This is a genomic window from Phenylobacterium sp. RIFCSPHIGHO2_01_FULL_69_31, assembly GCF_001824475.1.
Taxonomy (GTDB): Bacteria; Pseudomonadota; Alphaproteobacteria; order Caulobacterales; family Caulobacteraceae; genus Phenylobacterium.
Genome location: NZ_MHXN01000004.1, coordinates 138104 through 161951 on the forward strand (window position 1 = coordinate 138104; position 23848 = coordinate 161951).

Genomic DNA, 23848 nt, shown 5'->3' on the forward strand with positions numbered 1-23848 from the left:
CCATATCGGCAGCCAGATCACCGACCTGGCGCCCATGGAGGCCGCCTTCACCAAGATGCGGGGCCTGGTCGAGCGGCTGAAGGCCGAGGGCCTTTCCGTCGAGCGCCTGGACCTGGGCGGCGGCTTAGGGGTGCCCTATTTCAACCAGCCGACCCCGCCCGACCCCGCGGACTACGCCGCCATGATCGGCCGTGTGACCCGGGGCCTCGAGGTCCAGCTCGCCTTCGAGCCGGGGCGGATGATCGCCGCCAACGCCGGCGTGCTGGTGGCCCAGGTGAACCACGTCCATGAGCGGCCGGAGGGCCGCAAGTTCCTGGTGCTGGACGCGGCCATGAACGACCTACTGCGTCCGGCCATGTACGACGCCTATCACGACATCCGCCCGGTCCGTCCGCGCGAGGGCGTCCCGGTGACCTACGACGTGGTGGGCCCCGTCTGCGAGACCGGCGACACCTTCACCCGCGACCGCCCCCTGCCGCCGCTGGAGGCCGGCGACCTGGTGGCGTTCATGAGCGCCGGCGCCTACGGGGCGGCCATGGCCAGCGAGTACAACTCGCGCCTGCTTGTCCCCGAGGTGCTGGTGAAGGGCGATGACTTCGCCGTGGTCCGTCCCCGCCCGACCTACGACGACATGCTGGCCAGGGAGCGCTCCGCCCCCTGGCTCTAGAGATCCAGGTGCATGAACTGGTTGAAGTCGCTGGCGACGTAGTCCGAGAACGCGCCGCCCGACCGGAACCCGCGCCGGCGATACATGGCCAGGGCCGCTTCGAACGCCTCGCCGCTGCCCGTCTCCAGGCTCAGCCGCGTCAAGCCCCGCCCTTTCGCCTCGGCGATGATCTGGTCCAGGATCGCGGCTCCCACACCCTGGCGCAGGTGGTCCGGGTGCGTCCGCATCGACTTGATCTCGCCCGTGCGGTCGCCGAGGTCCTTCAGCGCGCCGATGCCGGCGATCGAGGGCCCTCGCCAGGCGCTCCAGACCGTGACGCCAGGCGCCTTCAGGCCCGAGAGGTCGAGGGCGAAGCAGTGCCCCTCGGGGGAACTGTCGCGCATCCCCGCCAGGTGCAGCCGCAGCAGGTCCTGGGTCTGCGGGCTGGACAGGTCGTCCTCGCGGACGAGGAAGGGGGCGGTGGCGGCATCCATGGCTCAGTTCCTCACGAGGGCGACGACGTACGCGCAGGGGCGCGTGCTCTGGTTGGCGATGACGACGGGAGCGGGCGGCCCGAAGCCGAGGCAGTCGCCGGCCTGAAGGACGTGGCGCTCGGTCCCTTCGTGGACCACCAGCTCGCCGTCGGTGACCCACAGCGCCTGGCGGATGCGGGCGTAGGCGGAGGCCGGGAACTCCACCTGCCGGCCCGGCGGCAGCTCCACCTGGACCAGCTCGAGCGGGTGGTCCGGCCGGTTGTAGATCTGGCGGCGGACGTAGCCGGTGTCGGGGTCGCGCCAGGTCGGCTGCTCGCCGGCCCGCGACAGACGGCCCGCGTCGCCCTCGGCGCGTAGCAGGAGGCCGGCCAGGGTCAGGTCGAACGCGGTCGCCAGCCGCACCAGAATCACCGCCGTCGGGCTGACCTCCGCCCGCTCGATTTTGCTGATGGCCGCCTTCGACACCCCGGATCGCTCGGCCAGGTCGGCCAGCGACCAGCCGCGGGCGTCGCGCTCCAGCTGGATCCGGCGCGCGAGCTTTGCCGATGAGTCGTCGACTAAAGTATCCACTCGTCTCTTATGAGAGACGACAGCGCCTATGGCAAGACCGTTAGTCCATGGCCCCGATGTAGGGCAGGCCGCGCATCGTCCCGGCCACGTCCAAGCCGTAGCCCACCAGGAAACGGCCCGGAGCCTCCCAGGCCACGAAGTCCGGCTCCATGGCCCGCGGGGTCGGCCAGGGCTTGCGGGCGAAGACGGCGGTCAACACCTCGGTCGCGCCGGAGTCCTTCACCAGGCGCGCCGCCTCCGAGAGCGACAGGCCGGTGTCGAAGACGTCGTCCACCACCAGGGCCTTGCGGCCAGCGATCGGACGCTGGAGGTCGGCGCGCACCTCGCAGCGGCCGCTGGACTGGCGCTCGTCCTTGTAGGAGGCCAGCCACAGGGCGTCGAAGCGGACGATCCGCCCCTGCCGCGCCAGGGCGCGGGTCAGGTCGGCGGCGAACCAGATGCCGCCGGTCAGCAGGCACACCACCACCGTCTCGTCGTCGATCCGCGGCGCGATCTGGGCGGCCAGGGCCTCGACCCGGCGCATCACCTCGTCCTCGGCGATCAGGACCGTCGGCTGGTCAGTGCTGCTCATGGGTCTTCAGGGCGTCCGGGGAGTTGGCAGGCAGGGGTTGAGCCTCGACGGGAGCCGGCGCCGCGGCAGGCGCCGCGTGGTCCGCCGCCGGCGCGGCCGGCGCGGCGGGGCCCTTCGCGGCCGGCTCGAACGCGATGTCCAGTTCCTCCGCGCCCGCGGGCGGATCGGGCAGCGAAATCGCGAAATAGCGCGTCGCGCCCGGCGGGATCTTGGCGTTCAGGGGCTGGACCAGGACCCCGGCTACGGTCTTGCCCGTCCGGTCCAGCAGGCCGATGCGCATCGGCGGCGCCTCGGTGGAGACCTTGTTGACGTTTCGGATCGCGCCCGTGACCGACAGCACGGGGCGTCCCGCCTGGAAGGTCGGCTGGGACTTCACGCCTTCGATCACCAGGCCCAGGGTGTTCACCGGCAGGCCGATGGCCGCGAACACGGGCGCCGTCGCCGGGATCAGCGTCGCCACGTGCTGGCGGAACAGGATGATGCCGCCCAGGGCTACGCCCAGCACCGCCACGAGGCTGACGCCAACGACGACCCCTCGGGGGGTCTTCTTCCGGACCGGCGGCTTGCGTTCGGGGACCGCGGGCGCGGCGATGAAATCGATGTCGTCCGCGGGCGTGGGCTCGGGCCGCGGGCCCTCGACCAGCATCTCTTCCTCGGGCTTTTCCGACTCCGGAACGGAGCGATCCTGGAAGGCGCGCCAGCGGTTTCCGCAGGTCGTGCACTTGACCATACGTCCGCCTCGCGGGATGCGCAGGTCATCCACGAAATAGCTGGTAGCGCACTCTGGACAGGTCAGTATCATGCGGTCGAATCGGACGCTCCAGCACCCTCACGTCGAGGTCGCCGATTTCGGCCTCCATGTCCAGAAACCCAAATGACGCCGTCGGTTGATCCATCGGCCGACGAGATCCTTCGTTTCGCCGGCGTTTCGATGCGCTACGGGCGCGGGCCCGAGGTCTTGAGCGACGTTTCGCTGTCGCTGCCGCGCGGCTCGTTCCACTTCGTCACCGGTCCGTCGGGCGCGGGAAAAAGTTCGCTGCTGAAGCTGATCTATCTGGCCTCACGTCCATCGTCCGGCTCGGTGCGGCTGTTCGGCGAGGACGTGGCCGCCATGCCGGCCCGCGATCTGCCCCGCACCCGGCGGCGCATCGGGGTGGTGTTTCAGGACCTGCTGCTGCTGGACCATCTGTCGGCCTTCGACAACACCGCCCTGCCCCTGCGCATCGCCGGCCACAAGGCTTCCGAATACCGCAACGACGTGGCCGAGCTGCTGACCTGGGTGGGCCTGGGTGCGCGGATGGACGCCCTGCCGCCCACGCTGGCCGGCGGCGAGAAGCAGCGGCTGGCCATAGCGCGCGCGGTGGTCAATCGCCCCGAAATCCTGCTGGCCGACGAGCCCACCGGGAACGTCGACCACGAGATGGCGCTGCGCATCTATCGTCTGTTCGTCGAGCTGAACCGCCTGGGCACCACGATCATCATCGCCACCCACGACCAGGACCTGGTCGCCCGCTCGGCGCGCCCGGTGCTGCACCTGGACAAGGGCCGCCTGCGCCCGCTGCCGCCGCAGGGGCCAGCGGAATGAGCGAGCCGTTCGACCCGGCGCGGTGGCGACCGGCCTCCTTCCTGCCCGAGGAGGACGCGCGCGATCCCGCCCTGCTGTTCGTGGTGGCGGTCCTGTGTTTCCTCGCCTGCCTGACAGCCCTGGGCGTCATCGCAGGCAATCGTGCGGCGCAGGGCTGGGCCAGCCAGCTCACCGGCGAGGCCACGGTGATCGTCCGCGCCCGGGGTGGCGAGACTCCCGACGCGGCCGCGGCGCGGGCCGCAGAAACCCTGGCCGGCGTGCCGGGCGTCACCGAGGCGCGGGCGCTGGAGAAGGAAAAGGCCTACGAGCTGATCAGGCCGTGGCTGGGCGACGTGGCCGACCTCGACGACCTGCCCGTGCCGCGGCTCGTGGCCGTCGGCCTGGACGACAAGGCGCCCGCCACGGCCGCGACCCTGGACAAGGCGCTGAAGGGCCAGGGCCTGGACGCCGTGGTCGACGACCACAGCGTCTGGATCAAGGACATCCGCCATGCGGCCGGCGTGGTCCGCTGGACGGCGGGCACGCTGCTGGCGCTGATCGCCGGCGCCGCGGCGGCGGTCGTCGCCTACGCCACCCGCGCGGGCCTCGCGGCCCGCCGCGACGTGGTGGAGGTGCTGCACCTGACGGGGGCGGAGGATTCCCAGATCGCCAACCTGTTCGAGCTGCGCTTCGCCCGTATCGCGGCCCTCTCCGGCGCCGCCGGCGCGCTGGGGGCGGCCGTCCTCGGCGCGGTGCTGCGGCTGGTGGGCGGGGGCCAGGGGATCACGCCGGCCCTGCCCATCGCCTGGGTCGACCTCCTGGCCGTCCTGCCCTGCCCGATCCTCGCCGCCCTGGTGGCGGCGGTTGCGGCGCGCATCACCGCCCGCCGGCTGATACAACGGCTCTGATGAGGTCGACCGCCGCCTTCCTGGTCGTGGCGCTGATCTGGTTCGCCGGCCTCCTGGCCTTCGCCAGCCGGGTGCAGCACCAGACGCCGGCCCGCGCGCCCGCACCGGCCCAGGGCATCGTGGCGTTGACCGGCGCCGGATCGAACGAGCGGCTGGCGGCGGCGATGGGTCTGCTGGAGGACGGCTACGGCCGCCGGGTGCTCGTCTCCGGCGTCAACCGCATGGCCAGCCGGGAAGACATCCGCAACGTCTCGCGGGCCGTGCGGCGCCTCTACGACTGCTGCGTCGACCTGGGCTTCACCGCGGCGGACACCGTAGGCAATGCGCGCGAGACCGCCGACTGGGCCCAGGCCATGCGCTACAACCGGCTGATCGTCGTCACCGCCGACTACCACATGCCCCGGGCGATGCTGGAGCTGAACGCGGTTCTCCGCGGCACAGGAGTCACCGCCCAGACCTACGCCGTGCCCACGCCGGCCCTGAAGGACCGGCACTGGTGGCGCAACCCGCGCGCGGCGCGGTTGATGGTGGTCGAGTATTGCAAGTATCTGGCGATCCTCGGCCGCGAGGCGGTGCTGGGGCTGGGCCCCCGCGAAGCGCCCGCGGCACAATCGAAAGCGACGTCGTGACCGCGCTCCGCTCCCTTCTGTACGTGGCCTGCTTCTACCTCTGGACGGCCGTGGTCGCGGTCGGTTTCACGCCCGTCCTGTTCGGGCCGATCCGCTGGACCTACTGGATGTTCAACTTCTGGGGCCGCGGCGTGATCGCCCTGCTGGCCATCTGCGACATCAAGGTCGAGATCCGCGGCCGCGAGCATATCCCGACCGGCGCGGGCCTGGTGGCGCCCAAGCACCAGTGCATGCTGGACGTCTTCGCCCAGTTCGCCGTGCTGCCCGCCTCGTCGTTCGTGATGAAGAAGGAGCTGGCCTGGATCCCCTGGTTCGGCTGGTACGGGAAGAAGGCCGGGGCGATCGTCATCGACCGCGAAGGCCAAGCCAAGACGATGCGCCAGGTGATCCGCGAGGGTAAGGCGCTGTTCGCCAAGGGCCGCCAGATCGTGATCTTCCCGGAAGGCACCCGCCAGGCGCCCGGAGCGCCGCCGGACTACAAGCCCGGGATCGCCGCGCTCTATCGCGAACTGGACGTGCCGGTGCATCCGGTGGCGACCAACGCCGGTGTGCACTGGCCCGCCCACGGCTTCATCCGCCATCCGGGCACGATCGTGTTCGAATACCTCGAGCCCATCCCGCCGGGCCTCAAGCGCGCCGAGTTCATGCGCCTGCTGGAAGAGCGGATCGAGAGCGCGTCCAACGCCCTGATGAAGCTCTAGGCGGCCAGTTCCCGCACCTCGACCATGCCCAGCAGCCGTTCCATGGCGGTGTCGCGCACCCGCATCTCGCGCAGGTGCTCGACGAGGTCGCGCAGATAATCGACGTTGCGGCCGGACAGGCCCCTGGCCCCGGCGATCAGGTCCGCCTGCCGCTCCAGGCTGAGCGCGCCGGCCCACTGCGGGTGATGCACGTCCGACAGGAAGCACAGCGCCTCGACCCGACGGCCGTCGTCGAGCCGCACGTTCCGGCGGGCCTCGATGTAGGTCTCGGTCGGCTGTTCGCGTTCCAGCAGATAGGCGTAGGTTTCGGCCCAGTCGGCGTCATCCACGCGATAGGCCGCGCCCCGGCAGGCGCCGCCGGGGGCAAGGCCCAAGACCAGGCCCGGCCGCTCGTAGGTGCCGCGGTGATGGACCGAATAGATGCAGAAGGCCCGGCGGCGTCCGTGTAAGGTGGCCCCGCGCCGCTCCGCGAACGGGAATCCCGGCCGCCACATCAGCGAACCATAGCCGAAAACCCACCGTTCAGACGCCATACGCTCCCCGAACCCGCAGCCAACAACAGCCCCTTAGATGTCTGTGCCCGATCCGACCGCGCCTCGCAAACTGAGCCCGCTTCGCCTCTACATCGCCTTCGGCCTTGCCTTCATCCTGGTCGCCGCCTGGTCCGCCGCCTGGATCTGGGCGCGGGGCGAGGCCGAGGCGCGCATCGACGCCGACGCCGAGGCCCTGCGCAACGCCGGCTACGAGGTGGCCTGGAAGGAGCGCTCGATCGGCGGCTATCCCTTCCGCCTCAACGTGACGCTGACCGAGGCCCGCATCCGCGACCGCTCCGGGTGGGCCCTTGAGACCCCGGAGCTGGAGGCGCAGGCGTTCATGCACGCCCTGACAAGCTGGGTCCTGGCCGCCCCGGACGGCGCGACCTTCGTGCGGCCGATCGGGGGGCCGGTGCGGGTGAGCGGCAAGACGCTCCGCGCCAGCCTCAGCCATCTGACCAACACCCCGCCCAATGTATCGTTCGAGGGCGTTGGCCTGACCTTCCAGCCGGCCGCCGGCGCCCAGCCCTTCGGCCTGCAGGCCGCCGAGCGGGTCGAGTTCCACCTGCGCCAGGCCCCGAGCGAGGTCGGCGATGAGGCCGGCGTCTGGCTGTCGGTGAAGGACGGCAAGGCGCGCCTTTCCGGCCTGCTTGGCCGCATCGCCGGCGAGAAGCCGGTGTCCATCGAGTGGGACGGCCGTATGTCCAAGATCAGCGCCTTCCGGGGCCAGGACTGGCCCACGGCGGTACGCGCCTGGGTCGCCGCCGGCGGGCAGATGAACGTGCGCCGCGGGGGGCTCACCGCCGGTGACGCGCTGATCGGCGTGAACGCCGGAACGCTGAGCGTGGGCTCCGACGGCCGCGCGCGGGGCGTGCTGGACGTGTCGCTGCGCCAGGCCCCGCGGGCGCTGGGCGCCCTGGGTTCGACCGGGACCATCCCGCAGGACCGGGTCGAGGCCGCCACGGCCGTGACGACAGCCCGCCAGGAGGGCGACGTCGCCCGCGCCACCCTGAACTTCGAGGCCGGCCAGACCACCCTGGGGCCGGTCGCCATCGCGCCGGCGCCGAAGGTGTACGAACCCAACTAGCTGGGCCATGCTGGGGCATGGCCTCGCTCTACGACCGCTTCATCCTGCCCCGGCTGCTCAAGTGCGCCTGCTCGGCGCCGCCAATGATGAAGCAGCGCGCCAAGATCGTCCCCCAGGCCGAGGGCCGGGTGCTGGAGCTGGGGATCGGCATGGGCCTGAACCTGGCGCTGTACGACGCCGGCAAGGTGGAAAGCGTGACCGGTGTGGATCCCGCGCCGGAACTTCGCGCCATCGCCCAGGCCGCGCCGCACGATCCGAGGCTGTCCGTCGCCGTCGAGGACGGGACGGCGGAGGCGCTGCCCTTCGAGAACGCCAGCTTCGACTGCGTGGTCTGCACCTTCACCCTGTGCTCGGTCCACACGCCCGTGGCGGCCTTGGCCGAGGCGCGTCGAGTGCTGAAGCCGGGCGGGCGGTTTCTCTATTGCGAACACGGCCTGGCGCCGGACGCCGACGTCGCGAAATGGCAGCGGCGGATCGAGCCGATCTGGAAGCGCCTGGCGGGCGGCTGCCACCTGACGCGCCCCGTCACCGCGGCCATCGAGGCCGCCGGCTTCAAGGTCCGCCGTCACGACAGCATGTACCTGCCCGGCACGCCCCGCTTCGCCGGGTGGAACGAGTGGGGCGAAGCCGCGCCCTAGACCCGCCTAGTTGGCGAGGTCCGTCACCGGCAGAGCAAAGGCGCGGAAACGGCTGGGCAGCCGCATCGCCGCGCGGGTGGCGTCGCGAACGCTGTGGAAATGCTGGGCGAGATCGGACGCGTCGGTCCACGCGACCGGGGCCGCTTCTGCAAGATACTCGAGCCCGTCCGACTTGGTCCGGGCCACGACAACGGAAGACACCATGATCAGGTCTCCATCGGGCCGGCGTGCCGTTTTGGTCCGCCTAACGTGTTACGCAACAAGCGGCGTGCCAGACGCCCTGGCGACGAATGCGATGCAAGCCCGCCCTTAAGCGGAAAGGCGCCGCGTGACAGGTGAGACCGCTGTTACGGAAAATTGTTACCCCAAATCTTAACTTACGCGGCAAGCACGTTGCGCATTTGCCACATGTTTGAGCAATGACGCCGCATTTTCGAGCTTTGCCTTGAGCCGGGCCGCGAGCAGGCCTAGGTGCCGCGCCCTTCGTTAGCTTTGAGTACAAAATGAACAAGAACCTCTTCGCCGCGGCCGCCGCCGTGGCTCTTCTCGGGTCGGCTGTGGCCGCCAACGCCCAGACCGTCGGTCACGTGGGCGCCAACTATTCGCGCACCGATCTCGACGTGGCCGGCTTCGACGCCGACGCTGACGTCTACCAGCTGGAAGGCGCCGTTCGCTTCGACGCCGGCTCGCTGGGCGCCCAGGTCGACGGCGCGATCACCAACTACGACGGCGACGAAACCTCGTTCGGCGTCACCGGCCACCTGAACACCAAGGTGGGCTCGGGCCTCGTCGGCGGCTTCGCCGGCGTCGAGACTAGCGACGACATCACGTTCTGGGGCCTCGGCCTCGACGCCCAGGCCAACCTGAGCCCGGCGACCAGCCTGTACGGCCAAGCCGGCTACGGCACGTCCGACGACCTGGGCGACGCCGACTTCTGGGCCGTGCGCGGCGAGATCCGCCACTTCGTGAGCGACAACCTCCGCCTCCAGGGCTCGCTGGGCTACACCCGGATCGACGTGAGCGGCGGCGACGCCGACGGCTGGAACGCCGGCGTCGAAGCCGAGTACCAGTTCGCCGAGACCCCGTTCAGCGTCGTGGCCGGCTACGACCACTTCGATTCGAACGATCTCAGCTCGAACGCCGACACCTTCCGGATCGGCGTGCGCTACACCTTCGGCGGCACGCTGAAGGACCGCGACCAGTCCGGCGCTTCGCTGGGCTCGGTTGGCCGCCTGTTTGGGGCGGGCCTCGTCCGCTAAGCGACGACGCGCACCCTGCGAGACGCCCCCGGACCCCACTCCGGGGGCGTTTTCGTATTCGCCCTCGCGAAGTCGCCCGAATCAGTGACGATCCCGGCGTTATGCGAAGGGGGGACGAATGGCGCAGGTGAACTACACCGTCGATCTGATCGACGGCGCCTGGATGGTCGGGCTGAACGGCAAGCACTTCGGCCCGTATTCGACCCTCGACGCCGCCGTCACGGCCGCCAGCCGGGCTGCGCACAAGGCCGAGGCCCAAGGCTACGACGCCATGCTGACCATCAACACGCCTGCCGAGCCCGCGGAAGCGGCGCAGGACCGCGACGCGGCCTGACGGCGTAGAGCGTGGGTCTAGGGGGATATTCGCGCGGCGAGGCCCTGGTGGCGGGGGGCGGGCTCGAACCGCCGACCTGTGGGTTATGAATCCACCGCTCTAACCAGCTGAGCTACCCAGCCAAGCCAGGGCGCTCGCCGCGCGAGGCGGGGGTTATAGGGTGAGAGCCGCTCCGCTTCAAGCGCTTGGGCAAGCGACGATCTGACGTTAGGGTCGCACCTGCGATGAGCGTCCTGCACCTCCTGGGAACAGCCGGCGAAGGCGGCGCGGAGACGTACTTCGTCGACCTGCTCGAAGCCCTGAAACGCGCCGGCGTGGCCGAGGCGGCGGCGATTCGCGGCAACGCCACCCGCGAGGCCCGGCTGAGGGCCGCGGGCATCCCGGTGAAGGTGCTGCGCTTCGGGGGGCCGATCGACATCCTGACCAAGCCCGCCGCCGCCGGATTCGCCGCCTTGCAGAAGACCCGGGTGGCGCTGGCCTGGATGAATCGCGCAGCCCGACACACCCCGCGCGGGCCCTGGGCGCGGATCGGCCGGCTCGGCGGCTACTACAGCCTCAAGTACTACAAGGGCTTCGACCACCTGGTGGCCAACACCGAGGACATCGCGGACTGGATCGTGGGCCAGGGCTGGCCGGCGGGCCGCGTGAGCTGCATTCCCAACTTCGCCGCCGCCCCGCCGGACGCCGCGCCGGTGGACCGCGCCGGCCTCGATACGCCAGAGGACGCGCCCCTGCTGCTGGCCATGGGCCGGCTGCACGAGAGCAAGGCCCACGACATCGCCCTGCACGCCCTCGTCCAGTTGCCCGAGGCTTTCCTATGGATCGCCGGCGTCGGCCCGCTGGAGGCCAAGCTGAAGGGGATGGCCGAGGCCCTGGGCGTGGCGGGGCGCGTCCGGTTCCTGGGCTGGCGCACCGATCCTTCCGCCCTCTACCGGGCCGCCGACGTCTGTGTCTTTCCCTCGCGCTACGAACCCCTGGGCAATGTGGTGATCCAGAGCTGGGCCCACGGCCTGCCGGTGGTGGCCGCCGAGAGCCAGGGCCCGAAGGCGCTGATCCGCGACGGCGACGACGGCCTGCTGGTCCCTGTCGACGACGCAGAGGCCCTCGCCGCCGGGGTCCGCCGCCTGCTGGCCGAGCCCATGCTGCGGGCCCGGCTGGCGGCAGCCGGCGGCGCGCGGGTCGAGGCCGAGTTCTCCGAGGCCGCAGTGGTCGGCCAGTGGAAGACCCTGTTCGCCGACTACGGAGCCGGCTGATGTGCGGCATCGCCGGCCAGCTCGGGGGCGCGGACGACGCGCCGGTCGAGGCCATGATCCACGCGCTCCAGCATCGCGGTCCCGACGGGATCCGTCAGGAGGCCGCCGCGGGCGCCAAGCTGGCCCACGCGCGCCTATCGATCATCGACCTCGAAGGCGGTTGGCAGCCCCTGCACGCGGCGGGTGGCACGGTCATCGGCAACGGCGAGATCTACAACTACCTGGAGCTGGCCAAGGACTTCGGCCTCTCCACCGCCACAGGCTCGGACTTCGAGCCCCTGCTGCATCTCTACGCCCGCGAGGGAGAGGCGGCGTTCTCGCGCCTGCGGGGCATGTACGCCCTCTGCCTGATCGGACCGGACGGCCGCGCCTGGCTGGCGCGCGACCCCTTCGGGATCAAGCCGCTCTACATCATGGAGCATGCCGGCGGGCTGGCCTTCGCCTCGGAGCCCCGGGCTTTCTTCGCCGCGGGACTGATGCAGAAGGTCTTGGACCAGGAGGCGGCGCGCGAGCTCGTCGACCTCAACTACGTCCTTGGCGAGCGGACGCTCTTCCAAGGCCTGCGCCGCCTCGCGCCGGGCGAGGTGGTGGAGGTCCGCGACGGCCGGATCGTCTCGGGCAAGCGATCGAACCCGCTCCTCCCCCGTCGCGCAGACGACGGGGGAGGAGGCGCCCCGGCACGGGGCGACGGAGGGGGCGCAAAGCCGCATACCCCGAGCCTGCCGCCACACGCCCCCTCCACCGCTTCGCGGTCCCCCTCCCCCGTCCTCTTCGGGACGGAGGAGGAGCGAGACCTCCTCACCCGTCTCGACGCCGTGCTGGAAGACAGCGTGCGGGTGCACCAGCGCTCGGACGTGCCTTACGGCCTGTTCCTCTCCGGCGGCGTGGATTCGACCGCCATCGCCACCCTGATGGCGCGACTCAACCAGCGCCCCGTCACCGCCTTCACCTGCGGCTTCGACGCCCCCGGCGCCAAGGACGAGCGGGCCCAGGCGGAGCGGGTCGCCCGGGCCCTGAACCTGGACTGGCGCGAGACCACCTTCGGCGAGGAGGACTTCTGGCGCATCCTGCCGCAGGCGGCCTGGGCCCTGGACGACCCGACGGCCGACTACGCCGTCCTGCCCACCTGGCGCCTCGCCGAGGCGGCCAAGGGAGCCCTGACCGTCGTGCTCACCGGCGAGGGCGGTGACGAGCTGTTCGGCGGCTATGGCCGCTATCGGCGGGCCCTTCGGCCGAAGCTGCTGGGCGGCCGGCCGGCCGAGCCCCGCGGCGCGCGTCCGCAGGTCCTGGCCGCCTGGCGCGAACGGGCCCGCCCGCCTCACGGGCTGACGGCCTTGCAGGAAGCCCAGTGGGCCGACGTGGTCACCTGGTTACCCAACGACCTGCTGCTGAAGCTGGACCGCTGCCTGATGGCCCACGGCCTGGAGGGCCGCACCCCGTTCCTGGACCGCGACGTCGCCGCCTTCGCCTGGCCGCTTCCGGACCGGTTCAAGGTGCGGCACGGCTACGGCAAGTGGCTGCTGCGCAAATGGCTAGAGCGAACCTGCCCGGCGGCGGAGCCCTGGGCGAAGAAGCAGGGGTTCACCGTGCCGGTCGAAGCCTGGATCGCCCCCCGCGCGGCCGATATCCGCGCGGGACTGGACAGGATCGACGCGGTGCGGAAGCTGGGGGGGCCGCCCGCGGCGGGAACCCTCTGGCCGTGGTTGTTCTTCGGTGTCTGGGCGCTGATCCACCTGGACGGCGCCGACCCCCAGGACGCGCTGGCCGCCATCGCACGGACCTGAACATGAGGATGTCCATGAAGTCGCTTCTGTCCGCCGCCGCTACGGCCGTCCTGCTCGCCGCCTGCGGAGGCCAAGCGGGCAACGCCCAGACTGGAGCTGCGGAAACCGCCGCGGCGGGCGGCGCGCCGGTGGAGACCCGTCCACCAAACGGCAAGGACCAGAAGCCCGCCTTCCCCGGCCAGACCCGCGCGCCGGAGGTCAAGGCGGGCGTCGCGTATGATGTCACGGACCACGTCACCGGCCTGCAGCGCCCGTGGGGCCTGGCCTTCACCCCGGACCGCGGCCTGCTGATCACCGAGCGGCCGGGCCGCCTGCGGCTCTTCAAGGACGGCAAGCTCTCCGAGCCGGTGGCCGGTGTCCCCGCGGTGGACGCCCGCGACCAGGGTGGGCTGCTGGGCATCGCCCTGGATCCCAAGTTCGCCGAGAACGGCCTCGTCTATCTCGCCTACGCCGAGCCGCCGAAGGACGAGATGAACAACGCCGCCGTGGCCCGCGGCCGACTAGTGACGACGGGTGGCGCGCCCCGGCTCGAGAACGTCACCGTGATCTGGCGCCAGACCCCGCGGCTCGCGTCGACCAAGCACTATGGCGGCCGGCTGGTCTTCGCGCGCGACGGAACCCTCTTCATCACCGGCGGCGAGCGTTCGATCACCGAAGGCCGCATGCAGGCCCAGCGCATGGACGGCACGCTCGGCAAGGTGGTCCGCATTAACGCCGACGGCTCGATCCCCAAGGACAATCCGTTCGTCGGCCAGGCGGGCGCGCGGCCCGAGATCTTCTCCATCGGCCACCGCAACATCCTGGGCGCCGCGCTCCATCCCACGACCGGCGAGCTGTGGGAGGTCGAGCACGGCACGCGCGGCGGCGATGAGCTGAACATCGTGCGCAAGGGCAAGGACTACGGCTGGCCGACCATCGCCTACGGGGTCGAATATGCGGGCGGCCCGATCACCGGCGGCATCACCCAGAAGGCCGGCATGGAGCAGCCGATCTACTACTGGGACCCGGTCATCGCGCCCGGGGGTATGGCGTTCTACACATCCGACGCCGCGCCGGCCTGGAAGGGCAGCCTGTTCGTGACGGGCCTGGGACCCAAGTACCTCGGCCGCCTCTCGCTGCAGGGCGACAAGGTGGTCGGCGAGGAGCGCCTGCTGACCGAGGTGGGCGAGCGCCTGCGTGACGTGATCGTCGGCCCCGACGGCGCCCTCTATGTCGCCACCGACAACGACAAGGGCCGCATCCTCCGGGTCGCGCCCAAGTAGGTCCTCCCCCTGCGGGGGAGGAGTTCGTCAGGCCGGCTCCGCCACCTTACCGTACTGGCGGCCGAGGCGGGTCATCACGGCTTCGAACTCTTCGACCGTCTCGCGGATGATCTCCGCGACCGGCTTGACGCTGTCGATGCGGCCGGCGACCTGGCCGGTGAGCGCTATGGCCGCCTCCATGTCGCCGCCGAAGTAGAGATCGAGGGCGTTCGCCATCTCGGCCATGATGTTCGTCGGCGGCTCCAGTTCGAAGCGGGTGGTCTTCTCGGTCCGCAGCGCGCGCAGGGCCGGGCCAGGGCCGTGGCGGTTCAGGAAGACGGTGTCCGTCTCCCTGGCGTTCACGATCATGTCCTTCCAGTTCTGGTGCACCGGGCTCTCGGCCGCCGAGACCATCCGAGTGCCCATCTGCACCCCCTCCGCGCCGAGGGCGAAGGCCGCGGCCATGGAGCGGCCGTCGGTGATCCCGCCCGCCGCGATCACGGGCAGGTCCGTCCTGGAACAGACCAGCGGCAGCAGGACCATGGTGGCCACGTCGCGGCCGTTCTTGAACCCGCCCCCTTCGCCACCTTCCACCACCAGGCCGTCGACGCCGGCGGCGATGGCCTTTTCGGCGGCGGCCAGATTGGGCACCACGTGGAAGACGGTCAGGCCCTTGGACTTCAACGCCTCGCAGTACCGGTTGGGATCGCCCGCCGACGTGGTGACGAACTTGACCCCCTGGTCCGCCACGAAGCTCACGATGTCCGGGTCGCGCACGAAGGCCTGGGCAACGTTGATGCCCCACGGCTTGTCCGTGAGGGTCTTCATCTTCTTCACCTCCTCGCGCACCTCGTCGAGGCGGCCGGAAGAGGTTTCGATGATCCCCAGGCCGCCGGCGTTGGAGACGGCGGAGGCGAGCTGGGCCCGCGCGATCCAACCCATGGGGGCCTGGACGATGGGGTATTTCACCCCCAGCAGATCGGTGATGCGGTTCTTCATGGCGTTCTCCCTGGTCGGCGACTATCGCCATTCCGAGGTGGAATTCAAACGCCCGTTTAGAGACCCAGTCGCTTAGCGACCTCTTCGCCGATCGCCAGCGATGACGTGAGGCCGGGGCTCTCGATGCCGAACAGGGCCACCAGTCCGGCAAGCCCGTGGACCTCCGCGGCGTCCAGCCGGAAGTCGGGCTGGGCCTCGCCGGGTCCGTGGATCTTGGGCCGCACGCCCGCGTAGTCGGGGCTGAGCGCGCCGTCCGGCAGGCCGGGCCAGAACTTGCGGATGTAGCTGTAGAACGCCGGCGCCGCCGACGGATCGACCGTGTAGTCGGGCTCGTCCACATAGTTGAGGTCGGGCCCGAACACCCCCTGCCCGCCAAGGTCGCGGCGGTAGTGGGTGCCCAGAGCGCCGGGGATCGGCGGCGGGTAGATCAGCCGCGCGAACGGCGCCTTGCCCGTCAGGCGGAAGTACATGCCCTTGCCGTAGTGGGCTTCGGGGATCACGGCCTTCGGGAACCCCTCGATTTCGCCCGCCACATGCTGCGCCGACAAACCGGGCGCGGTGACGAGATAGCGGCAGGTCAGGACCGTCGGCTCCGCGCCGCCCGCACGGACCGAGAACCCGCCCCCCTCCAGCGGCGTGGCCCCCTCGAACGGCGTCGCCAGCACCACGGCGCCGCCGGCCGCCTCGATCTCGCCCTGCAGGGCCAGCATGTAGGCATGGCTCTCGAAGACGCCGCTCTGCGGCGACAGCAGCGCCCCCTCGCAGGAGAGCTCCGGCTCCAGCGCCAACGCCTGGGCCTTGGTCAGCCGCTCCATTCCCTCGACGTCGTTGGCGCGCGCCTGCTCCAGGATCGCGTCCAGCCGCTCCAGGTCATCCGTCGTCTCGGCCACCACCAGCTTGCCGCAGCGGTCGTATTCCACGTGGTGGTCGTCGCAGAAGGCATAGAGCATGCGCCGCCCCTGGACGCAGAGCCGCGCCTTCAGCGAGCCGGTGGGATAGTAGAGCCCCCCGTGGATGACCTCTGAATTGCGGGACGAGACGCCCTGGCCGATCGCCACGTCCTGCTCGAGGACCGCTACCACCAGCCCGCGCTTCGCCAGCGCATAGCCGCAGGCCAGCCCCACGGCGCCCGCGCCAACGACCACCGCATCGAAATCGAATTCGGCCATGCCCCTGGCCTAGCCGAGGTCCGGCCCAACGCAAAGCGGCCGCCGCGATCAGGCGCCCAGGAAGTGCAGCCGCACGGTCTCGCGGAACATGATCGTCTGGCGGCTGATGGCCGTGTCGTCGGCGAGCGCGCGGGCAATCGTCATGCCGCCGTAGGTGAAGGCCAGGATCGCGTCGGCGAGATCCTCGATCGGCGCCTTGCCCTTGGGGGGATAGACGGCCGCGATCTCCTCCAGCCAGGCGATGAACCGGGCGCGCCAGGCCAGCACCTGGTCGATCACCAGCTGGCGGACGCCGGAGTCCCAGGACCGATCCTGGAACGTCACCGTGGCCACCATGCAGCCCGGGTGGGCCACCGTCTTCTCCTCCATCTCCTCGGCATAGAGCTTCAGGAAGATCAGGAAGCTGTGCAGCGGGTCGTCCGAGAGTTCGCGCGCGCGCCGCGCCAGCTCGTCCAGGAACTGGGCGTTGCGGCCGGTGTAGGTCTCGATGAGCTGGCGCGCGAGGTCGGTCTTGTCCTTGAAGTGATAGAAGAAGCCGCTCTTGGTGATGCCGGCCGCCTCCACCAGTTCCTCGATCGACGTCGAGGCGAAGCCCTTCCGGATGACCGCTTCGTAGGCCAGGTCCAGCAGGCGCTCGCGGGTGCGTTCGCCCTTGGTCCGCGCCTCGGACTGCACCTCGGGTACAGTTTTCTCTGTAGCCGGCGCTGGCATCGTCGTCCGCCCTCCGTTCGAATCTACGCCAAGGCTTTCAAAACACACCGCAAAACGGCACGCTGACGAACCGACCGCGCAACCGCTAGAGCCGCCGGGTCCCAGGCCTTAACCCTCGCCGCCCCGAGAAAAAGGAGAACGACATGTCGGTGAAGGATCACCACGGCCTGGAAATGACCGGCGCCAGCCCGGCGGCGGCCGAACTATATCAGAAGGCGCTCACCGCCTACCATTGCTATGCGGGCGATGCGATGACCCCGCTGGAGGCGGCCATCGCCGACAGCCCGCGCTTCGTCATGGCCCATGTGCTCAAGGCGTGGATGACCCTGGTGGGCTCCAACAGCGAGACGGCCATGCTCGGCGTCCAGGCCTTCGGCGTCGCCAAGGACCTGGTCAACGTCAATGCGCGCGAACTCGGCCACCTGGCCGCCATCGGCAGCCTGCTCGCCGGCGAGATCCGCAGCGCCGCGCGCATCCTCGAGGACGTGACGATCGCCCATCCCCGCGACTCCCTGGCGCTCCACGTCGGTCAGACGATGGACTTCCTGTTGGGCGACTCCCGTATGTTGCGCGACCGCATCGCCCGGGCCCTCCCCGCCTGGTCGCGGGAGATGACCGACTGGCACGCCGTCCAGGGAATGATGTCGTTCGGCCTGGAAGAGACCGGCTTCTACGACCGCGCCGAGGCGTGTGGGCGCGAAGCGATCTCGATCCAGCCGCGCAACAACTGGGCCCAGCACGGCGTCGCCCACGTCCTGCTCATGCAGGGCCGCCATGCCGAGGGGGTCCGCTGGATGCGCCACGACAACGACGCCTGGCAGGCCGAGGCGACGCTGGGCGTCCACAACTGGTGGCACACCGCTCTCTTCCACCTGGGCCTGGGCGAAACGGACGAGGTGCTGAAGCTGTTCGACGGGCCGATCTATGGCGAGCCCACCACCTTCGCCTTCGACATGGCCGATGCGGCCGCCATGCTGTGGCGCCTGAAGCTGATGGGCGTGGACATGGGCGACCGCTGGGCGCCGGTGGCCGACAGCTTCACGAAGGAACCGCGCGGACAGAACGCCTTCGTGGACACCCACGCCATGATGGCCTTCGTGGGCGCGGGCCGCGAGGACGAAGCCAAGGCGCTGCTCGACCTCCAGAAGAGCGTGCTGCAGGGGCCGGGCGACAACGCCTATTTCACGGGCGAGGTGGGGCTGCCGGCGATGCAGGCGATCCACGCCTTCGGCCAGGGCGCCTACGGCAAGTCGGTGGAACTGCTGCGGGGCGTGCGCAACAAGTCCGCCCGCTTCGGGGGCAGCCATGCCCAGCGCGACGTCCTGGACCTGACCCTGATCGCCGCCGCCGGCCGCGCCGGCGAGGCCAGCCTGGAGCGCGCCCTGCTGGCGGAACGCGACCAGGCCCAGCCGTTCGCCACCCCCAAGGCGCCGGCCCTGGCGGCCTGATCCCCGCCGCCGCCGGACGGGCAGCGAACGCCGCCCGGCCCGATGGCAGGTGAATGTTGTTCAGTTGGCGCAACGCCCTTAGCCTCCCCGCAAAATCGGGGAGGCTTTGGCATGCGTAGAGTTCTTGGGCTGGCGGTGGCGGCGGCTTTGGCGGGGAGCGCGGCTCACGCCCAGGTCCCGATCCGCCCGAACCTTCCGTCGATCCTGGTCTGGACGCCGCAGCAGCAGGCCGACTGGTACAAGGATATCGAGAGCGTCTACCGCGTCGAGACCGTGAAGCGCGGCGACAAGGTTCATCCGCTGCCGCTCGCCGACCGGCAGATCGACTTCCGCTACGAGTACGGCGGCAAGACCTGGTCGGTCGACGACTACATGAAGGCCTACAATGTCTCGGGCGTGATCGTGCTCAAGGACGGCAAGGTCCTGCTCGAGCGCTATGGCCTGGGCCGCAAGCCCGAGGACCGCTGGACCTCATTTTCGGTCGCCAAGTCGGTCACCTCCACCCTGGTCGGGGCGGCGATCCAGGACGGCAAGATCAAGAGCCTGAACGCCCCGGTCACCGACTACATCCCCGAGCTGAAGGGCTCCGGCTACGACGGCGTCACCGTGCGCCAGCTCCTGATGATGAGCTCGGGCGTCAAGTGGAACGAGGACTACACCGACCCGAAGTCCGACGTGGCGCAGTCGACCGCCCTGCCGCTGGAGCCGGGCAAGAACCCGCTGGTGACCTACATGAGCCGCCTGCCGCGCGCCCACACGCCGGGGACCATGTTCAACTACAACACCGGCGAGACGGACCTGGTCGGGATCCTCGTCTCCAACGCCGTCGGCAAGAGCCTGTCACAGTACGCTTCCGAGAAGCTCTGGAAGCCCTACGGGATGGAGCGGGACGCGATCTGGATGGTCGATCCGGCCGGCCACGAGCGCGGCGGCTGCTGCCTGTCCATCACCCTGCGCGACTACGCCCGCGTGGGCCAGTTCATCCTCGACGGCGGCGTGGCGGACGGGCAGCAGATCCTGCCGCCAGGCTGGACCGCCGAGGCGACCACGCCCCAGATCACCAGCGGGACCCGCGAGCGCGGCTACGGCTATTTCTGGTGGATGCCCGACAGCGGGGCGTTCGAGGCGCGCGGCATCTTCGGCCAGTCGATCACCGTGTTCCGGGACGAGCGCATCGTGATCGTCACCAACGCCGCCTGGCCCAACGCCACGGGCCGCGAGCTGTCGATGGCGCGCAACGCGTTCCTCGCCGCTGCGCGGGCCGCGGCGAACGCGATGTAGCTTAGCTGGCGCTGCGCCAGCGGAACCGGTCCAGCGGGACGGCGCCCACCACCGCGTTCCGTTCGTTGGCGAGTTGCACCTCGCGGCCGGCCAGCGCCAGCACCCGGTAGATCGGCATCCCGCCGGCGTCCGCCGACACCATGTCGCCGACATCCACCGGATGGTCCGCGGCGTGGTCGAGAAGAACCCAGTCGATGGCGTGAGAGCTCGCCATGGTCAGAACCTCAGCTTGCGTCCGCATTTCGCGCGGATGGTCGTCAGGCTTGCGCCACCCGTTGTGAGGCGCGCCTGAGGGCGACGTTTAGCTGCAGTTCAGTTTCCATCCCGTTTCCGCGCGGCGCGGTCCGGGAACGCATTCGGCAAGCGCCGCGTTGGCGCAGGCCATGGCCACGCTCGCCCACGCCAAACCGCTCGACCGTCTTCGCCGACGTTTCGAGCACACTCCCTGGCAGGCGCTGGGCGAGGCGGCTGCGCGTCTGGGCTACGCGGCGCGCGGCGCGGTCTATGTCAGCATCGGCCTGATCGCCCTGCTCGCCGCCCTGGACCTCACGCCGCGGGCCGAGGGCGCGGTCGGCGCCCTGGAAGCCTGGGGCGAGTGGCGGGTGGGCGTGCTCCTGCTGTGGCTGGTGGGGCTCGGGCTCTACGGCTTCGCCGGATGGCGGGCGCTGCAGGCGGTATTCGACGTCGACCGCCGCGGACGGTCGGCCAAGGCGCTTCTCACCCGCGCGGGGCAGGCCGTCAGCGGCGCCGTCTATGCGGGGCTGGCGATCTCGGTCTTCGGCCTGCTCGACGCCCTGGAAGACCTGCACGAGACCGACGACCAGGCCGCCACCCGCGCCGCCGTCGCCCAGGCCCTGGAGATGCCGTTCGGCAACCTGATCGTGATGGCGGCCGGCCTGTTCGTTCTGGGCGCGGGCCTGGGCAGCGCGTTCCGCGCCGTGTTCGACCATTTCGGCCGCGATCTCGACTGCGACCGGCCAGTGCGGGCCTGGGCGGGGACGCTGGCCCGGATCGGCTATGCCGCCCGCGGCGTCGCGCTTATCCCCGCCGGCGGACTGCTGGCGAGCGCCGGACTGCACGCCCGGGCGTCCGAGGCGCGCGGCCTGGGCGGCGCCCTCGACGTCCTGGCCGCCCAGCCGTTCGGCGAGGCGATGCTGGCCCTGATCGGCCTTGGCCTGGTCGCCTTCGGCCTGTTCGCCTTTGCCGAAGGCGCGCTGCGCCCGATGACCCTGCGCAAGCTGGCCGGCTGAGCCGGCCCTAGGTGGACTGGGTCGTGTCGGGCAGGCCCAGGATCCGCTTGGAGACGATGTTGTTCTGGATCTCCGACGAGCCGCCGTAGATCGACATCGCCTTGCCGAACAGCCAGCTGCGGACGCTCTCCAGCTCCTCGCCGGTGAAGGCGTCGCCCTGCCAGCCCAACCCCTGATGACCCATGATCTCCAGAGTCAGCTCGGCGCGGGTCTGGGCGACGTTGGTGGCCGAGTTCTTCAGGACGGAGGCGGCGTTGCCCGGGCTGTTGTTGCCCTTGGCCTCGGCCATGGCACGGGCCAGCGTCAGGCCGTGCACCTTGGCGTCCATCTCGTGCTTCACCAGGCGCGTGCGCAGGTCGAGGTCCGAGATCCGGCCCTGACCGTCCAGCTCCAGGTACTTCTTGGCGACCACCGACAGCGGCGGCGGCGGCTTGGCGCCCGTCGAGGCGCCCGTCTGGCTGGCCCGCTCGTGCTGCAGCAGGCGCTTGCCCACCGTCCAGCCCACGTTGAGCTGCCCGAGCAGGCCGTCCCGCGGCACCTTGGCCTCGGTGAAGAAGGTCTCGCAGAACGGCGAGGCGCCGGCGATCAGCGGGATCGGGCGGACCTCGATCTCCTTCTGGTGCATGTCGATCAGCATGAAGCTGATCCCCTCGTGCTTCTTGGCCGACGGGTCGGTCCGCACCAGGGCGCCGCACCAGTCCGAGTACTGGGCCCCGCTCGTCCAGATCTTGCTGCCCGTGACGGTCCAGCCGTCGCCGTTGTCGACCGCCTTGGTCTGCAGGCTGGCCAGGTCTGAGCCGGCATTGGGCTCGGAGTAGCCCACACACCACTGGACCTCGCCGCGCACGATCGGCGGCAGGTGCTTCTTCTTCTGCTCCTCGGTGCCGTAATCCATGATCGTCGGGCCGATCATGGTCACGCCCATGCCGAACATCAGCGGGTTGAAGGCGCCGATCTTGGTCATCTCCTGCAGCAGGACGCGCGCCTGCTGAGGCGACAGGCCGCCGCCGCCGTACTCCTTCGGCCAGGTGGGCGTGCCCCATCCCTTCGCGCCCATGGCCTTGCGCCAGGCCACCAGGTCGGGCTCGTCCGAACGCACCTCGCTGGTCGCCAGCGATCCCTTGCCCTTCAGCGAGGCCGGGAAATTGGCCTCCAGCCAGGCTCGCGCTTCCTGACGGAAGGCTTCGAGGTCGGTGTCGCCGCCGAAGTCGGCCATGGGAAATCCTCCGCTTTCCGCCAGCTTACGGTGCGAGGCGGTCGCCACAAGGCATAGAGCGGCTGACGCGGCGGTAGAGAAGCCCCAAGATCGCGAGAAGCCTTACACAAGCTTAACTACCGGGGCCGCCGCGGGTGGGTCATACGGGCCGCCGCAAGACGCCCATCCGCCACGACCGCCCGCCATGTCCTCCATCGCCGCCCTCGACCGCCGCTGCTTCCTGCCGCGTCCGCAGGCCCGTCCGGAGCTGGGCGCCGACCGCTGCTTCCTGGTCGGTCGCGTGCCGCTTCGGCCCGTCGCGATGCCCACGCCCGGACCGTCCCGGCCGCCCGAACGCCAGGGCGCGCCGGCCGGCGCATAAGCCTGTATGCAGGGGCGATGAATCCCTGGATCCACCTCGACACGGCCCAGATCCCCGGCGGCGGCGAGCTGAAGCTCATGCAGCGCGGCCAGGACTACTCGATCATGTCCGGTACGATCGAGCTGATGAACAGCCGCCTCTACGGCTCGGAGGTGGCGCTGTTCAAGCTGGCCTGGGCCAAGGCGGCCCACTGCCAGGCGCCACGCATCCTGATCGGCGGCCTGGGCATGGGCTTTACCCTGCGCGCCGCACTCGCCGACCTGCCGAAGGACGCCAAGGTCGTGGTGGCCGAGTTGGTGCCCGAGGTGATCGCCTGGGCCCGCGGCCACCTGGCGCCGCTCTACGGCGACAGCCTGGCCGACCCGCGCGCCCGGATCGTCCAGGGCGATGTCGCCGACCGGCTGGCGGAGGCCAAGCCGCCCTACGATCTGATCCTGATGGACGTGGACAACGGCCCCGACGGCCTGAACCGCGACGCCAACGACAGCCTCTATTCCCTGCACGGCCTGACCAACCTGAAGCGCGCCACAAAGCCTGGCGGCGTCGTGGCCATCTGGTCGGCCGCGCACGACGACAAGTTTGCCCGCCGCTTCGCCCACGCCGGCTTCACCGTCACCGAGCACAAGGTCGGCGCCGCCCCCTCCGGCAAGGGCCCGAAGCACGTGATCTGGGTGGGCGTGGCGGGGTGAAGTCCTGCGGCCCCTGCACGCAATGCTGCAAGGTGCTGGCGGTCGAGGAACTGGCCAAGCCGATGGGCAAGCTCTGCGCCCACGCCAGGCCCGGCGCCGGCTGCGGGATCTACGAGACCCGCCCCCACAGCTGCCGCACCTTCGAATGCGTCTGGCTGATGGATCCGGAGATGCCGCACCGCTTCCGGCCCGACCAGACCAAGGTGGTGCTGGACCAGGACCCGGCAGGCCTGTGGCTCATCGCCCGCTGCGACGCGGCCAATCCGACCGCCTGGCGGCGGAACCCAATGTATGCGGCGCTCAAGGCCTTCGCCACGGAGCACTGGGGCAAGGGCAAGCTGGTGCTGGCGGTGGCCGGGCGGCGGACCTGGGTTGTCGCGCCGAGGGAGGACGTGGACCTGGGCGAGATCGATCCGCGGTCGTCGTTGAAGGTGGTGGAGCAACCATGTTTCAGGTGGTGGGCGTTGCGGACCATGGGTTGCCCCGTGCGAGCACCAGGTTGGCGGCTTCGA

28 protein-coding genes, 1 tRNA gene and 1 pseudogene are annotated in these 23848 nt (G+C 70.5%); 18 read left to right on the plus strand and 12 right to left on the minus strand.

Annotation, left to right across the window (positions count from 1 at the left end; translation table 11 throughout):
• Positions 1-667, plus strand: a pseudogene (locus A2790_RS02635) (diaminopimelate decarboxylase); the annotation flags it as partial.
• On the opposite strand, the gene A2790_RS02640 reads toward A2790_RS02635, so the two are convergent.
• From A2790_RS02640 to A2790_RS02655, 4 genes are read right to left on the minus strand one after another with little or no spacing between them, the layout of a single operon-like run.
• Positions 664-1140: a GNAT family N-acetyltransferase gene (locus A2790_RS02640; RefSeq protein ID WP_293387311.1), complete on the minus strand. Its 477-nt coding sequence runs from the start codon at positions 1138-1140 to the stop codon at positions 664-666. The pseudogene A2790_RS02635 and the gene A2790_RS02640 overlap by 4 nt on opposite strands.
• A 3-nt stretch (positions 1141-1143) precedes the next feature.
• The gene (locus A2790_RS02645) at positions 1144-1710 is read right to left on the minus strand and encodes an XRE family transcriptional regulator (RefSeq protein WP_293387313.1); all 567 of its coding nucleotides are present in this window, start codon (positions 1708-1710) and stop codon (positions 1144-1146) included.
• Between the two features lie 40 nt (positions 1711-1750).
• A complete protein-coding gene (locus A2790_RS02650; protein WP_068877392.1) occupies positions 1751-2281 on the minus strand; it encodes a phosphoribosyltransferase family protein in 531 nt (176 codons plus the stop codon).
• Positions 2268-3083 carry a DUF3426 domain-containing protein gene (locus tag A2790_RS02655; RefSeq protein ID WP_293387315.1) on the minus strand — a complete coding sequence of 272 codons (816 nt, stop codon included), beginning with the start codon at positions 3081-3083 and terminating at the stop codon, positions 2268-2270. Before A2790_RS02655 ends, A2790_RS02650 begins: the two co-directional genes overlap by 14 nt.
• A gap of 72 nt (positions 3084-3155) precedes the next feature.
• Here A2790_RS02655 and ftsE point away from each other — a divergent pair, with 72 nt between their 5' ends.
• The 4 genes from ftsE to A2790_RS02675 are packed head-to-tail and all read left to right on the plus strand — an operon-like array spanning position 3156 to position 6083.
• On the plus strand, positions 3156-3866 hold the full coding sequence (gene ftsE, locus A2790_RS02660) for a cell division ATP-binding protein FtsE (protein WP_293387316.1): 711 nt from the start codon (positions 3156-3158) through the stop codon (positions 3864-3866).
• Positions 3863-4753: an FtsX-like permease family protein gene (locus A2790_RS02665; RefSeq protein WP_293387317.1), complete on the plus strand. Its 891-nt coding sequence runs from the start codon at positions 3863-3865 to the stop codon at positions 4751-4753. The genes ftsE and A2790_RS02665 overlap by 4 nt, the downstream gene beginning before the upstream one ends.
• Positions 4753-5382, plus strand: coding sequence for a YdcF family protein (locus tag A2790_RS02670; RefSeq protein ID WP_293387319.1), 630 nt, complete (start codon positions 4753-4755; stop codon positions 5380-5382). Before A2790_RS02665 ends, A2790_RS02670 begins: the two co-directional genes overlap by 1 nt.
• A complete protein-coding gene (locus A2790_RS02675; protein ID WP_293387321.1) occupies positions 5379-6083 on the plus strand; it encodes a lysophospholipid acyltransferase family protein in 705 nt (234 codons plus the stop codon). The genes A2790_RS02670 and A2790_RS02675 overlap by 4 nt, the downstream gene beginning before the upstream one ends.
• Here the strand turns inward: A2790_RS02675 and A2790_RS02680 are convergent.
• The gene (locus A2790_RS02680) at positions 6080-6616 is read right to left on the minus strand and encodes a gamma-glutamylcyclotransferase (RefSeq protein WP_293387323.1); all 537 of its coding nucleotides are present in this window, start codon (positions 6614-6616) and stop codon (positions 6080-6082) included. The two genes, A2790_RS02675 and A2790_RS02680, sit on opposite strands and share 4 nt — an antisense overlap.
• A 37-nt stretch (positions 6617-6653) precedes the next feature.
• Here A2790_RS02680 and A2790_RS02685 point away from each other — a divergent pair, with 37 nt between their 5' ends.
• Together A2790_RS02685 and A2790_RS02690 are read left to right on the plus strand one after the other, a co-directional pair.
• Complete coding sequence (locus tag A2790_RS02685; RefSeq protein ID WP_293387325.1) at positions 6654-7703, plus strand: DUF2125 domain-containing protein; 1050 nt, start codon at positions 6654-6656, stop codon at positions 7701-7703.
• 17 nt (positions 7704-7720) lie between these two features.
• Positions 7721-8341, plus strand: coding sequence for a class I SAM-dependent methyltransferase (locus A2790_RS02690; RefSeq protein ID WP_293387327.1), 621 nt, complete (start codon positions 7721-7723; stop codon positions 8339-8341).
• Between the two features lie 6 nt (positions 8342-8347).
• On the opposite strand, the gene A2790_RS02695 is transcribed toward A2790_RS02690, so the two are convergent.
• The gene (locus A2790_RS02695) at positions 8348-8545 is read right to left on the minus strand and encodes a hypothetical protein (protein WP_293387329.1); all 198 of its coding nucleotides are present in this window, start codon (positions 8543-8545) and stop codon (positions 8348-8350) included.
• 299 nt (positions 8546-8844) lie between these two features.
• Between A2790_RS02695 and A2790_RS02700 the strand changes: the two genes are divergently transcribed.
• Complete coding sequence (locus tag A2790_RS02700; protein ID WP_293387331.1) at positions 8845-9600, plus strand: outer membrane beta-barrel protein; 756 nt, start codon at positions 8845-8847, stop codon at positions 9598-9600.
• Between the two features lie 118 nt (positions 9601-9718).
• Positions 9719-9934, plus strand: a complete 216-nt coding sequence (locus A2790_RS02705; protein WP_293387333.1) for a hypothetical protein — start codon at positions 9719-9721, stop codon at positions 9932-9934.
• Positions 9935-9979: 45 nt separating this feature from the next.
• Here the strand turns inward: A2790_RS02705 and A2790_RS02710 are convergent.
• Positions 9980-10056 (minus strand) — tRNA-Met (locus A2790_RS02710).
• 102 nt (positions 10057-10158) lie between these two features.
• Here A2790_RS02710 and A2790_RS02715 point away from each other — a divergent pair.
• From A2790_RS02715 to A2790_RS02725, 3 genes are read left to right on the plus strand one after another with little or no spacing between them, the layout of a single operon-like run.
• A complete protein-coding gene (locus A2790_RS02715; RefSeq protein WP_293387335.1) occupies positions 10159-11187 on the plus strand; it encodes a glycosyltransferase in 1029 nt (342 codons plus the stop codon).
• Positions 11187-12971, plus strand: coding sequence for an asparagine synthase-related protein (locus A2790_RS02720; protein ID WP_293387337.1), 1785 nt, complete (start codon positions 11187-11189; stop codon positions 12969-12971). The genes A2790_RS02715 and A2790_RS02720 overlap by 1 nt, the downstream gene beginning before the upstream one ends.
• A gap of 14 nt (positions 12972-12985) precedes the next feature.
• Positions 12986-14233: a PQQ-dependent sugar dehydrogenase gene (locus tag A2790_RS02725; RefSeq protein WP_293387339.1), complete on the plus strand. Its 1248-nt coding sequence runs from the start codon at positions 12986-12988 to the stop codon at positions 14231-14233.
• Positions 14234-14260: 27 nt separating this feature from the next.
• Here A2790_RS02725 and A2790_RS02730 read toward each other — a convergent pair whose 3' ends face one another.
• Genes A2790_RS02730 through A2790_RS02740 form a run of 3 tightly spaced genes read right to left on the minus strand, consistent with a single transcriptional unit; the run spans position 14261 to position 17055 of the window.
• Entirely contained in the window at positions 14261-15211 is a 951-nt protein-coding gene (locus A2790_RS02730) for a nitronate monooxygenase (protein WP_293387341.1), read from the minus strand.
• Between the two features lie 56 nt (positions 15212-15267).
• Positions 15268-16380: an NAD(P)/FAD-dependent oxidoreductase gene (locus A2790_RS02735; protein ID WP_293387343.1), complete on the minus strand. Its 1113-nt coding sequence runs from the start codon at positions 16378-16380 to the stop codon at positions 15268-15270.
• Between the two features lie 48 nt (positions 16381-16428).
• The gene (locus A2790_RS02740; protein ID WP_293387345.1) at positions 16429-17055 is read right to left on the minus strand and encodes a TetR/AcrR family transcriptional regulator; all 627 of its coding nucleotides are present in this window, start codon (positions 17053-17055) and stop codon (positions 16429-16431) included.
• 179 nt (positions 17056-17234) lie between these two features.
• On the opposite strand from A2790_RS02740, the gene A2790_RS02745 reads away from it, so the two are divergent.
• Both A2790_RS02745 and A2790_RS02750 read left to right on the plus strand, forming a co-directional pair.
• The gene (locus tag A2790_RS02745) at positions 17235-18539 is read left to right on the plus strand and encodes a tetratricopeptide repeat protein (protein WP_293387347.1); all 1305 of its coding nucleotides are present in this window, start codon (positions 17235-17237) and stop codon (positions 18537-18539) included.
• Between the two features lie 111 nt (positions 18540-18650).
• Complete coding sequence (locus A2790_RS02750) at positions 18651-19820, plus strand: serine hydrolase (protein WP_293387349.1); 1170 nt, start codon at positions 18651-18653, stop codon at positions 19818-19820.
• A 1-nt stretch (position 19821) separates the two neighbouring features.
• On the opposite strand, the gene A2790_RS02755 is transcribed toward A2790_RS02750, so the two are convergent.
• On the minus strand, positions 19822-20034 hold the full coding sequence (locus A2790_RS02755; RefSeq protein ID WP_293387351.1) for a hypothetical protein: 213 nt from the start codon (positions 20032-20034) through the stop codon (positions 19822-19824).
• 169 nt (positions 20035-20203) lie between these two features.
• On the opposite strand from A2790_RS02755, the gene A2790_RS02760 reads away from it, so the two are divergent.
• Positions 20204-21070, plus strand: a complete 867-nt coding sequence (locus A2790_RS02760) for a DUF1206 domain-containing protein (protein ID WP_293387353.1) — start codon at positions 20204-20206, stop codon at positions 21068-21070.
• A gap of 7 nt (positions 21071-21077) precedes the next feature.
• Here A2790_RS02760 and A2790_RS02765 read toward each other — a convergent pair whose 3' ends face one another.
• Positions 21078-22286: an acyl-CoA dehydrogenase family protein gene (locus A2790_RS02765; RefSeq protein WP_293387355.1), complete on the minus strand. Its 1209-nt coding sequence runs from the start codon at positions 22284-22286 to the stop codon at positions 21078-21080.
• Positions 22287-22470: 184 nt separating this feature from the next.
• On the opposite strand from A2790_RS02765, the gene A2790_RS02770 reads away from it, so the two are divergent.
• The 3 genes from A2790_RS02770 to A2790_RS02780 form a co-directional block, all read left to right on the plus strand.
• Complete coding sequence (locus A2790_RS02770; protein ID WP_293387357.1) at positions 22471-22647, plus strand: hypothetical protein; 177 nt, start codon at positions 22471-22473, stop codon at positions 22645-22647.
• A gap of 17 nt (positions 22648-22664) precedes the next feature.
• Entirely contained in the window at positions 22665-23336 is a 672-nt protein-coding gene (locus A2790_RS02775) for a spermidine synthase (RefSeq protein WP_293387359.1), read from the plus strand.
• Positions 23333-23848, plus strand: a 516-nt coding sequence (locus A2790_RS02780) for a hypothetical protein (protein ID WP_293387361.1), incomplete at its 3' end; no start/stop codon positions are given. The genes A2790_RS02775 and A2790_RS02780, both read left to right, overlap by 4 nt.